Genomic DNA, 10420 nt, shown 5'->3' on the forward strand with positions numbered 1-10420 from the left:
CGCCGCAGTCACCCCCGCCGCGCCGTGCGGGGCGAACTCGGCGAAGTTGTCCACACGGAAGGCGGTGATGGCGATCGCGGCGAACATCAGCAGCACCGCCACCTTGATGACGACCATGATCGTGTTGACGACCGCGGATTCGCGCGTGCCCCGCACGAGCAGGACCGCGCACATGGCCACGAGCACGACGGCCGGCAGGTTCACGATGCCGCCCTCGAGCGGTCCCGCCATGAGCTCGGGCGGCAGGTGCCAGCCGAACACCGCGGCCAGCAGGTGGTCCAGGTACCCGCTCCAGCCCGACGACACCGCCGCGGCCGAGACGCCGTACTCGAGCATGAGGCAGGCGGCGACCCCCATCGCGACGATCTCGCCGAGGGTCACATAGGCATAGGAGTACGTCGATCCCGAGATCGGCACGGCGGAGGCCATCTCGGCGTAGCAGACGGCCGACAGGCCAGCGGCGATCGCGGCGATGACGAACGAGAGCAGCACGGCGGGGCCGGCCAGCGGCACCGACTCGTGCATGACGAAGAAGACGCCCGTGCCGATCGTGGCGCCGACACCGAGCATGGCCAGCTGGAAGGTGCCCAGGCGTCGGACGAGCCCGGTGCCGGAGTCGTCCTCGTTCTGCGGGGTGATCGGCTTGCGGCGGAACAGCGCATGCATCGCGCTCTGACGGGCCGGCATCCGATCTCCTTCTGTGTGTTGGACAACCATCGATTGTAAACCGCGCCACTATGACATCCCGCGCGAGGGCGGGGAGAGGCTGTCAGTGCCGCCTCGCGGGAATGCCGCGGGCGTCGAGGCGGTTTGACCGGCTGACCCGACCCTCAACCCCCCCCACTGCAGGAGATCCCATGAGCACGGCAACACACGACCGGGTGCTGCACCCCGATGCGGCAATGGGCGCGGTGACCCTGCGCGTCGCGGACCTCGAGGCGATGAGCGGGTATTACACCCATGCCTTCGCGATGGAGCCCCTCGACGAGAAGGCGCGCGGGCGCGAGGTGCACCGGGTGCTCGGCCGCGGATCCACCCCGCTCGTGCGACTCGTCCACACCCCGGATCTGCCGCAGGCGGCCGCGCGCGAGGCGGGCCTCTATCACACCGCGTTCCTCTTCGACGAGGCCGAAGCGCTGGCGGCGACGGTGTACCGCGCCGCGCAGCACCCCCTCAGTCGCTTCAGCGGCTCGGCGGACCATCTGGTGAGCGAAGCGTTCTACTTCACCGACCCCGAGGGCAACGGGGTCGAGCTGTACACCGACCGGGACCGCGCCAAATGGGTGCACGTGGCCGGTGAGATCCAGATGGACGTACTCGCCCTCGATCCGAACGAGTACCTCCGCCGCCACCTCACGCAGGAGGCGCTGGATGCCGGTCCCTCCCGTGCCGGCGCCGTAGGCCACGTGCACCTGCAGGTCGGGGACATCCCCACTGCCCGCGCCTTCTACGTCGACGCGCTCGGGTTCGAGGCCACCCAGAGCGCCTATCCCGGGGCGCTCTTCGCCGCCGCCGGCGGGTACCACCACCACATCGCGATGAACACGTGGAACAGCCGCGGCGCCGGTCCTCGCGCCGCGGCGCTGGGCCTGGGCGATGTCTCGATCACCGTGCCCCGCCGCGAGGAGCTCGATGCCCTGGGTGCGCGCCTGCGCGACCACGGCATCGCCTACGACGGCGACGGCCGGTCGGTGCGCGCCGTCGATCCGTGGGGCACGCAGGTCACGGTCGCCCTCCCCGACCCCTCTCTTGACGAAGTGCTGCAGCGCTGACGGCTTTGCCCGGCCCGAGCACTGACGCGGCGTGGGGCCACGGCCTAGCGTTGATCACATGGCCCTGACCGCCGCCATCCGCGCCGATCGCCGACTCCCCCTGCTGCAGGTGGCCAAGTCGGCGCTGGCCACCGTGCTCGCGTGGGTGGTCGCCGGCGCCTTGCTCGGAGGTCCGCCTCCGGTGTTCGCGGCGATCGCGGCGCTGCTGGTGGTGCAGCCGAGCCCGAACCAGTCCGCGGCCAAGGCGATCGAGCGTACGGTCGGGGTCATCGCGGGCGTCGCGATCGGTTCGGCCCTGGGGCTGGCATTCGGCACCCAGGCCTGGGTCGTGCCGGCGGCCGTCGTGACCTCGCTCGTGTTCGGCTGGGTGCTGCGCATGACGCCGGGGGTCAGCAACCAGACCGTCATCAGCTCGGTGCTGGTCCTCGCGCTGGGGGTCTCGACGCCCGGCTACGCGGGAGCGCGGGTCGTCGAGACGATCATCGGCGCGGCTCTGGGTCTGGCGGTGAGCGTGCTGCTGGCGCCGCCGGTGCACGCCACCCAGGCGCTCGACCGCGTGGACGCCCTGGGGCTTGAGACCGCCGCGACACTGGACCGTCTCGCGGACGCTTTCACGTCACCGCGCACCACGGCCGAGCTGGAGGAGATGCTGCTGACGGCGCGGCTGCTGCGCCCCATGCGGGATGCCGCGGAGAGCGCTCTGTCCACCTCGACCGACGCGCTCGCCCTCAACCCGCGCGCGCCCCACTTCCGTCCGCAGATCGACCATCTGCGCGAGCTGCTCGAGCGCTTCTCCGGCATCGTCACGCAGGTGATCGGCATGACCCGCGCGGTGCGCGAGTACGGCGGCAGCGGGCTCGTCGATGAGCCGTCCGCGCCCGCGATCGCAGAGCAGCTGCACCGGGCGGCACACGACCTGCGGCTACTGACGAGCACGCCGGGTGAGCTCCCCGAAGACGAGGAGCCGGCCCTCACCCGCCCCCTTCGGATCCAGACGCCGTCGTCGACGAACTGGATGCTGATCGGATCGATCCTGGTGGACCTGCGCCGCGTGCACGAAGCAATCACGGCTCCGCTGTGACCGGCGGGTCGATCACGCCGTCGAGATACCACCAGCGCCCGCTCTGCCGCACGAAGCGGCTGCGCTCGTGCAGCACCCCGCGGCTCGGGCCCTCGCTCCAGTGCGCACGGAACTCCACGTAGCCGCGCTTCTCGCCGGTCTCCGCGGTGACGACCTCCAGGCCCCGCCAGCGCAGGTCGGGGTCGAGGTCCAGGTGCTCCGGCCGGGTGCCGGGGTGCCAGGTCTGCTCGAGGTACGCGGTGTCGCCCACGACGAAGGCCGTGTACCGCGAGCGCATGAGTGCCTCGGGAGTCGGCGCCGGCACTCCGGCGAGGTGGCGTCCGCAGCACTCCCCGAAGGTGGCCTCGCTTCCGCACGGGCAGGGGTCGTGGTCACGCATGGTGCTGTCAGTCTCGCACCGCTTTGACACCGCGACGGCTGCCGCCTAGCGTTCAGGCGCACGATCGTGGCAGGCAGACGAGAGGAACACCGTGACCGCAGCGCCCCGTGCACGCTCCTGGGGCACCGCACAGCTCTGGTGGCGCGTCGCGATCGTCGCGGTGTGCCTGCTGGGGCTGTCCAGCGGCAACCACCGGCTCGTCTACTTCACGGTGCAGAGCAACGTCATCGTCTTCGCCTACTACGCCGGCGCGCTGTACTGGATGGTGCGCCGCGGCATCCCGGACGCTCCCGCACCCCGGCTGAGAGGCGCCGTGACGACATGGATCCTCACGACCGCCCTCGTCTCCCACGTGCTGCTCAACGAGGGAGCGAGTCCGCTGCCCGGGCTCATGGACGCAGATCCCGCGCAGGCGCTGGCGAACCAGTCACTGTTCCTCTTGCACTACGTCGTTCCGGGCATGGTGCTGGTGGACTGGCTGCTGTTCGGCCCCCGCCGGGCGGTGCGGTGGCGCGATGGCCTGCTCTGGCTGATCTACCCCGCCGCATACGCCGTCGTCACACTCTCCCGCGCGATCGCCTTTCCGACGATCGCGGACCGCTTTCCCTACCCCTTCCTCAACATCGACGTGCTCGGGCTGGGCGGGGCCGTGCTCGGCATGGCCCAGGTCGTCGCAGTGATCGCGGTCATCGCGGCCGGCGTCATCGGCCTGGACCGGTTGTCGGCCGTGATCGGCGACGGGCTGCGCGGGGTGGTCGCGCGCGGGTGATCCGCGGCGTCTGCTCGTCGCTGTGGCGCCGCTGTGGATAACCGGATGCCGTGCGAGCGCTGCGCGGTAGCGTGTGCGCATGAAGGCACATGGCGCGGTCGGGGCAGCCACCTCGGTCCTGCTCGTGCTGGCTCTGACCGGCTGCGTCGCGGAGCCCGAACCGGCTCCCACCCCCACGGCGACCGGGTTCGCCTCGGAGGCTGAAGCCTTCGCCGCGGCCGAGGAGACCTACCGCGCTTACGTCGATGCGCTGAACCAGGTGGACCTCAGCGACCCCGACACGTTCGAGGCGGTCTACGCGTGGACCACGGGCGAGGCGAATGCGAACGAACGCGAGACGCTGTCAGAGATGCACGCGGAGGGGTGGACCGTGCATGGAGAGACAAAGGCCGCACTGGTTGAACCGCTTGAGTTCGAGTCCCCGGCAACTGTAACGCTGGCCGTTTGCCAGGACGTAAGCGAAGTCGACGTAGTGAATGCCGGCGGCGAGTCGCAGGTCGCCGACTCCCGCCCACCGGTGCAGTCGATGACGGTTGTCGTGAGGGAATCAGATTCGACGGCGACTGGGCTATCCATCTCGGAGATCTCAGGCCGAGGCGGTGAGCCCGAGTGCGCTGCAGACTAGCAATCGCTGTCGCCCTTCCGTTCCTGAGCCTCCTGCTGGCAGGGGCAGCGCAACCCGGAACGCCATGCTCTGGTGGCTCTTGGCTAGATGTCTGCCCGGAAGTCAATAACACCGGCTCCTCGGTCGAGATCGGCGCCGACGACACGGCGGGCGGCGGCCGCGGAGGTGGTGGCGGCGGCAACCAAGGCGGTACTGTCCGGCCGCAGGTGCCGGCACCCGCACCGGCCCCGGTCTGCAACACGGTCGTCGGGTGCCGCGGCGGCTACCAGGTGTGGACTCCCCCGGAGGTCACGATCAGCGATCTCGCGGCATTCACGCCGGCGCGCCCGTCGTTCACGGCGGAACCCGACGGCGTCGCAGTCCGCGGCATGCCGGCCAACTTCGTCGCCGCGGCGACGGAGCAGCACATCGCGGGCGAGCTGTTCGACTACCCGGTGGTGGTGCGCTTCGTGCCCGCCGCGTTCGTGTTCCACTACGGCGACGGCTCCAGCCGCACCTCCTCGACCGGTGGCGCCAGCTGGCCGACGCTCGGGCAGGCGCAGTTCACCCCCACCGCCACCAGTCACGCCTACGGCGAGCGGGGCGACTACGCCGCCTCGGTCACCGTGCGCTATGCGGCATCCGTCGATTTCGGCACCGGCTCGTGGCGCGAAGTGCCCGGGTTCGTCGACGCGACGGCGGGCGGATACGCCGTGCGAGTCGTCGAGGTGCACACGGCGCTCGTGGACCGCACCTGCCTCGAGGACCCGAGAGGTCCCGGGTGCTGAGGGTCACCGCGTGACCGACCGCCTCATGCTGCCCGACACGGCGTCGGCGTACCGCAGCACGTCTCGTGCTACGGCGTCGCCGCCGGTACCGACCCGACCTGGCTCGCCGCTCCTCGCCGCATCCGCAGCGCGTTCCGCCCTGATGCGACGGCGAGGGCACCGAACGCGATGAGCACCCCAGCCCCCGCGAGGATCCCGAAACTGCCATCGCCTTTGACGACCTGCATGACCAGGATCGTCGCACCAGCGGCGGCAGCGAACACGTAGAGAACCGTCAAGCCGAGCGCGCCACGGATGCTGGTCGATGTCGCAGACATTCCGCAACTGTATCGAGGGCGACGCGGCCGACAGTAGCCTGTCGACGTGTCCTCCCGCTCAGAAAAGCTGCTTCTCCTCGACACCGCATCCCTGTACTTCCGGGCGTTCTACGGGGTGCCCGACAAGGTGCGCGCCCCCGACGGCACGCCCGTCAACGCCGTCCGCGGGCTGCTCGACATGATCGCGAAGCTGACGACGACCTACGAGCCGACCGACATGGTCGCCTGCTGGGACGACGACTGGCGCCCGCAGTGGCGCGTCGACCTCATTCCGACGTACAAGACGCACCGCGTCGCGGAGGTCATGCCGGGCGCGCCCGACGTCGAGCAGGTCCCCGACCCGCTCGAGGCGCAGATCCCGGTGATCCGCGAGGCCCTCGCGCTGCTCGGCATCCCGGTGGTCGGGCGTGCCGACCACGAGGCCGACGACGTCATCGGCACCCTCGCGACCCGCGCGACCATGCCCGTCGACATCGTCACCGGCGACCGCGACCTCTTCCAGCTCGTCGATGACGCCCGCGACGTGCGGGTGATCTACACCGCCCGCGGCATGAGCAACCTCGAGGTCGTCACCGACGCCACCGTCGTGACGAAGTACCACATCCTGCCCACGCAGTACGCCGACTACGCCACACTGCGCGGTGACGCATCCGACGGATTGCCGGGGGTCGCCGGGATCGGCGACAAGACGGCGGCGACCCTGCTCGCGGCCCACGGTGACCTCGACGGCATCCGTGCCGCCGCCGCGTCCGGCGACGGGATGTCCGCCACGGTCGCCAGTCGCATCCTCGGCGCCGCCGACTACCTCGACGTCGCCCCGACGGTGGTGGGGGTGGTCACCGACCTCGACATCGCCGCGCCGGAGTCCCGGCTGCACGCACCGGATGCCGCCACCCGCGACGCCGCCGAAGCGTTCGCCGAGCGCTGGGGACTCGGCACCTCGATGAAGCGGGCGCTGGACGCGCTGGCCACCCGCGACTGAGAAACCACTTTCCGACCGAGACCCACCGCCGCGCGTGGTGTCTCGGCGGGCGAATGGTGTCTCAGCGGGCGAATGGTGTCTCGGCGGGAAAGTGGTGTATCCGCGTGACGCCCTGGCGGCCGGCTCAGCGCCGGCGGCCCGTCCACTCGCGCAGACGGTCGAGGGGCCAGGTGGTCACGATCCGGTCGGCGGGCACGCCGGCACGCTCGGCACGCGCGGCCCCGTGGTCGATGAGCGACAGCTGCCCCGGGGCGTGAGCGTCGGAGTCGATCGAGAAGAGGCATCCCGCCTCCAACGCGACGGCGATGAGCTCGTCGGGCGGGTCCTGCCGCTCGGGGCGCGAGTTGATCTCGACGGCGACCTGGTTCTCCGCGCACGCGGCGAAGACCGCCGCTGCGTCGAACAGTGACGGCGGACGCGTCCCCCGCGACCCCTCGACGAGTCGACCGGTCACGTGCCCGAGCACGTCGACGTGCGGGTTGCCGACCGCCGCCACGAGGCGCCGGGTCATCGGGCCGCGCTCCATGCGCAGCTTCGAGTGCGCCGACGCGACCACCACGTCGAGCTCGGCCAGCAGGTCCTCCTGCTGGTCCAGCCCGCCCTGATCGAGGATGTCGACCTCGATCCCGCTCAGCAGCGTGAACCCGTCGCCGCTGAACTGCGGAAGCAGCGCCAGCTGCTCGCGCAGCCGCTCGGGTGAGAGCCCGTTGGCGACACGCAGCCGGGGCGAGTGGTCGGTGAGGGCGAGGTACTCGTGACCGAGCGCGCGGGCAGCCTGCACCATGAGGTCGATCGAGGTGAGGCCGTCGGACCAGTCGGAGTGGCTGTGCAGGTCTCCCCGCAGACGTGCGCGCAGGTCGGAGCCGACGGGCGCGACCCCGGCGCTCTCCCGCAGCTCGACGAGGTAGGCCGGCACCTCGCCCGCCAGCGCCTGCTGGATGACGGCGAAGGTCGAATCCCCGATCCCCTTGCGTCGCCGCAATGCGGCGGAATCCCGCAGTGCCGCCTCATCGAGACCCTCGATCGCGGCGGCCGCCGCGCGAAACGCCTTGGACCGATAGCGCGAGGCCCGCTCTCGTTCGAGCAGGCCGGCGATCTCGCTGAGTGCCTCGTGGGGATGCATGGCGACAGAGTACGGGCCCGCACCGAGGCGGTGCGGGCCCGTATGGTCCGAGAAGTCAGGAGGTGGTGAGCGTTGACCGCTTCACGACGACCGGGATCGAGGCGAGGCGATGGATCGCCCAGCCGAAGATGATCGACAGCACACCCATGCCCATGGCGAAGGCAGCGACGCCGAACGACACGACCGAGGTGAACAGCGATGCCCGCAGGAACGACGCGTTCATCATCGTGGCCCGCACCGGGTCTTCCTTGTCGAGCTCGGCGTACGTCTTGCCGTCCGAGGAGTGCAGGGCGTGCTGCTGGATGATGTCCGCCTGCACGAATGCGGTGAAGGGACCGGCGACCGTCTGACCCTGGAAGGCCATCGCGTCATCGGGGACGGTGATGTTCTCGGCGCGCAGCTGCGAGGAGACCATGACCCAGACGACGATGCCGACGATGATCAGTGCCACACCGCCCAGGATGCCGATGATGCCGGCGGCCTTGATCAGGCCGACCTTGCGGGTGGGCGATTCGATGGTGTCGGCCGTGGTGGCCGGTGCTTCCGACATGCGGGGGTGCTCCTTGTGATCGGGGTGTTCCCTCAACCTAGCGGGGGCAGCGCCCGGCCCGACACACCAACGCCGTGAATAAGAAACGCCTCAGTGCTCAGCCGCCGAGCTGCTGGGTCGTCTCCACCCACGAAACCAGTGTGGCGGCGGCGGATCCGTCGTCGATCGCGGCTGCCGCGGCATCCTTCCCTTCGGCCAGTCGCTCGAGGATCGGACGCTGCGACTGGGCGGGGTCCAGCGAGAGCCGGTAGGACACGATGCCGGCGGCGGTGTTCAGCAGCACGATGTCGCGCACCGGCCCCGGCTCACCGTCGAGCACCCGGCGCACCACAGCGGCGTTGTGGTCGGGCTCCCCACCCAGCAGGTCGTCGATGTCTGCCAGCGGGATGCCGAGATCGCGCGGGTCCAGGTCGTGCTCGTGGACGTCACCCAGGCTGATCTCCCAGAGCCTGCTGTGACCGGTGGTGGTCAGCTCGTCGAGCCCGTCGTCGCCGCGGAAGACCAGGGCGGTCGCGCCGCGGGTGCGGAACACTCCGGTGATGAGCGGGACGCGATCGAGCTGTGCCACGCCCACGGCATTCGCCTCCGCTCGGGCCGGGTTGCAGAGGGGGCCGAGGAAATTGAAGACGGTCGGCACGCCGAGCTCGCCGCGTGTGGCGCCGGCGTGCCGGAAACCGGGGTGGAACGCCGACGCGAAGGCGAACGTGATGCCCGTCCGCGCCAGCGTCTGCGCGACGGCATCCGGTGACAGCGACAGATCCACGCCGAGCGCGCGCAGCACGTCCGAAGAGCCGGACTTCGAGCTGGCCGCCTTGTTCCCGTGCTTGACGACCGGAACGCCGGAAGCCGCGGCGACGATCGCGGACATCGTCGACACGTTGACCGTGCCGAAGCGGTCACCGCCGGTCCCGACGATGTCGAGCACCTGCGACGGCACGGGCAGCGGAACGGCCGCTTCGAGGATCGCGTCGCGGAACCCGACGATCTCGTCGATCGTCTCGCCCTTCGCCCGGAGGGCGACGAGGAATCCGGCCAGCTGCGAAGGCGTGGCGGCGCCCGTCATCACCTGCCGCATCGCCCAGGTCGACTCCGACACGCTGAGATCGCGCGCATCGAGAAGAGTGGTGAGGATTTCGGGCCACGAGTAGAGCTCCGCCATGGGGATCGATCCTATCGGGGGCCGATCAGCGAATTCTCAGCGCGCTCTGAGGGCGGACTCACTTCACCCAGCCGATCACCAGCCGTCCGATGGGAAACTTAGGGCCGACTTTCAGCCATAATGAATGTGTGACGAGCTCTCCAACGACCTATCCCCAGGCCATGCGGTCGGTCAAGCGACCCGACCCGGTCGCCGTCGGCACCATTGTCTGGCTCGGCAGCGAGGTCATGTTCTTCGCGGGCCTTTTCGCGATCTTCTTCACCCTGCGCAGCACCTCCCCGGAGCTGTTCGCGGCGCGGTCGGAGATCTTGAACGTGCCGTTCGCTGCGATCAACACCTTCATCCTCGTGCTGTCGTCCTTCACCTGCCAGGCCGGCGTCTTCGCCGCCGAGCGCTTCCAGTCCTACCGCACCGGCAGCTTCTGGAACGTCCGCAAGTGGGGCATGACCGAGTGGTTCTTCCTCACCTTCATCATGGGTGCGGTGTTCGTCTCCGGCCAGATCTGGGAGTACGCGACCCTCGTCGCCGAAGGCCTGCCGATCTCCGCAGACGCGTACGCGTCGGCCTTCTACATCACGACCGGCTTCCACGCGCTGCACGTCACCGGCGGCCTGATCGCCTTCCTGATGGTCATCGGCCGCGCCTACGCGGTCAAGAACTTCGGGCGCAAGGAGATGACCACCGCGATCGTCGTGTCCTACTACTGGCACTTCGTCGACGTCGTGTGGATCGTCCTGTTCGCCGTCATCTACCTGCTGCCCTTCGCGAGCTGAGAGCGAGCTGAAAAAGCCCATGGCACGACACACCCCTCGCCGCTCGAACGGCCGCCGCAGCCCCTGGGCCGCCGCCGCCCTCATCGGCATCGGCCTTCTCGTCACCGGCGGCGTCTACGCGGG

13 protein-coding genes are annotated in these 10420 nt (G+C 70.0%); 7 read left to right on the forward strand and 6 right to left on the reverse strand.

Going from position 1 to position 10420, the window contains the following annotated elements:
* Positions 1–687, reverse strand: a 687-nt coding sequence (locus NQ160_RS11805; RefSeq protein WP_257515430.1) for an amino acid permease, incomplete at its 3' end; no start/stop codon positions are given.
* Positions 688–857: 170 nt separating this feature from the next.
* Between NQ160_RS11805 and NQ160_RS11810 the strand changes: the two genes are divergently transcribed.
* Positions 858–1772, forward strand: coding sequence for a VOC family protein (locus tag NQ160_RS11810; RefSeq protein ID WP_257515431.1), 915 nt, complete (start codon positions 858–860; stop codon positions 1770–1772).
* Positions 1773–1830: 58 nt separating this feature from the next.
* The gene (locus tag NQ160_RS11815) at positions 1831–2853 is read left to right on the forward strand and encodes an FUSC family protein (RefSeq protein WP_257515432.1); all 1023 of its coding nucleotides are present in this window, start codon (positions 1831–1833) and stop codon (positions 2851–2853) included.
* On the opposite strand, the gene NQ160_RS11820 is transcribed toward NQ160_RS11815, so the two are convergent.
* Complete coding sequence (locus tag NQ160_RS11820; protein ID WP_257515433.1) at positions 2837–3232, reverse strand: YchJ family protein; 396 nt, start codon at positions 3230–3232, stop codon at positions 2837–2839. The genes NQ160_RS11815 and NQ160_RS11820 overlap by 17 nt on opposite strands.
* 91 nt (positions 3233–3323) lie before the next feature.
* On the opposite strand from NQ160_RS11820, the gene NQ160_RS11825 reads away from it, so the two are divergent.
* The 3 genes from NQ160_RS11825 (at position 3324) to NQ160_RS11835 (ending at position 5393) form a co-directional block, all read left to right on the forward strand.
* Positions 3324–4001 (forward strand): Pr6Pr family membrane protein, encoded by a 678-nt coding sequence (locus NQ160_RS11825; RefSeq protein WP_257515434.1) that lies wholly within the window; start codon positions 3324–3326, stop codon positions 3999–4001.
* Between the two features lie 79 nt (positions 4002–4080).
* Positions 4081–4626: a hypothetical protein gene (locus tag NQ160_RS11830; protein ID WP_257515435.1), complete on the forward strand. Its 546-nt coding sequence runs from the start codon at positions 4081–4083 to the stop codon at positions 4624–4626.
* A 206-nt stretch (positions 4627–4832) separates the two neighbouring features.
* Positions 4833–5393: a hypothetical protein gene (locus NQ160_RS11835; protein WP_257515436.1), complete on the forward strand. Its 561-nt coding sequence runs from the start codon at positions 4833–4835 to the stop codon at positions 5391–5393.
* 68 nt (positions 5394–5461) lie between these two features.
* Here NQ160_RS11835 and NQ160_RS11840 read toward each other — a convergent pair whose 3' ends face one another.
* A complete protein-coding gene (locus NQ160_RS11840) occupies positions 5462–5710 on the reverse strand; it encodes a hypothetical protein (RefSeq protein ID WP_257515437.1) in 249 nt (82 codons plus the stop codon).
* A gap of 46 nt (positions 5711–5756) precedes the next feature.
* Here NQ160_RS11840 and NQ160_RS11845 point away from each other — a divergent pair, with 46 nt between their 5' ends.
* On the forward strand, positions 5757–6692 hold the full coding sequence (locus NQ160_RS11845; protein WP_257515438.1) for a 5'-3' exonuclease: 936 nt from the start codon (positions 5757–5759) through the stop codon (positions 6690–6692).
* A 124-nt stretch (positions 6693–6816) separates the two neighbouring features.
* Here NQ160_RS11845 and NQ160_RS11850 read toward each other — a convergent pair whose 3' ends face one another.
* The 3 genes from NQ160_RS11850 to trpD all read right to left on the reverse strand — a co-directional run bounded on the left by NQ160_RS11850 (position 6817) and on the right by trpD (position 9524).
* Positions 6817–7815, reverse strand: coding sequence for a PHP domain-containing protein (locus NQ160_RS11850; RefSeq protein WP_257515439.1), 999 nt, complete (start codon positions 7813–7815; stop codon positions 6817–6819).
* 55 nt (positions 7816–7870) lie between these two features.
* Complete coding sequence (locus NQ160_RS11855) at positions 7871–8365, reverse strand: aromatic ring-opening dioxygenase LigA (RefSeq protein ID WP_257515440.1); 495 nt, start codon at positions 8363–8365, stop codon at positions 7871–7873.
* Between the two features lie 97 nt (positions 8366–8462).
* The gene (gene trpD / locus NQ160_RS11860) at positions 8463–9524 is read right to left on the reverse strand and encodes an anthranilate phosphoribosyltransferase (protein ID WP_257515441.1); all 1062 of its coding nucleotides are present in this window, start codon (positions 9522–9524) and stop codon (positions 8463–8465) included.
* Between the two features lie 161 nt (positions 9525–9685).
* Between trpD and ctaE the strand changes: the two genes are divergently transcribed.
* Complete coding sequence (ctaE, locus tag NQ160_RS11865) at positions 9686–10297, forward strand: aa3-type cytochrome oxidase subunit III (protein ID WP_257515442.1); 612 nt, start codon at positions 9686–9688, stop codon at positions 10295–10297.
* Positions 10298–10420 lie beyond the last annotated feature (123 nt).

The organism is Microbacterium sp. zg.Y909 (assembly GCF_024626565.1).

Excerpts from the sequence above, each read along its gene's own strand:
- NQ160_RS11810 (WP_257515431.1), top strand. The coding sequence starts at position 858 with ATGAGCACGGCAACACACGACCGGGTGCTGCACCCCGATGCGGCAATG.
- NQ160_RS11815 (WP_257515432.1), top strand. The coding sequence starts at position 1,831 with ATGGCCCTGACCGCCGCCATCCGCGCCGATCGCCGACTCCCCCTGCTG.
- NQ160_RS11820 (WP_257515433.1), bottom strand. The coding sequence starts at position 3,232 with ATGCGTGACCACGACCCCTGCCCGTGCGGAAGCGAGGCCACCTTCGGG.
- NQ160_RS11830 (WP_257515435.1), top strand. The coding sequence starts at position 4,081 with ATGAAGGCACATGGCGCGGTCGGGGCAGCCACCTCGGTCCTGCTCGTG.
- NQ160_RS11840 (WP_257515437.1), bottom strand. The coding sequence starts at position 5,710 with ATGTCTGCGACATCGACCAGCATCCGTGGCGCGCTCGGCTTGACGGTT.
- NQ160_RS11850 (WP_257515439.1), bottom strand. The coding sequence starts at position 7,815 with ATGCATCCCCACGAGGCACTCAGCGAGATCGCCGGCCTGCTCGAACGA.
- NQ160_RS11855 (WP_257515440.1), bottom strand. The coding sequence starts at position 8,365 with ATGTCGGAAGCACCGGCCACCACGGCCGACACCATCGAATCGCCCACC.
- trpD (WP_257515441.1), bottom strand. The coding sequence starts at position 9,524 with ATGGCGGAGCTCTACTCGTGGCCCGAAATCCTCACCACTCTTCTCGAT.
- ctaE (WP_257515442.1), top strand. The coding sequence starts at position 9,686 with ATGCGGTCGGTCAAGCGACCCGACCCGGTCGCCGTCGGCACCATTGTC.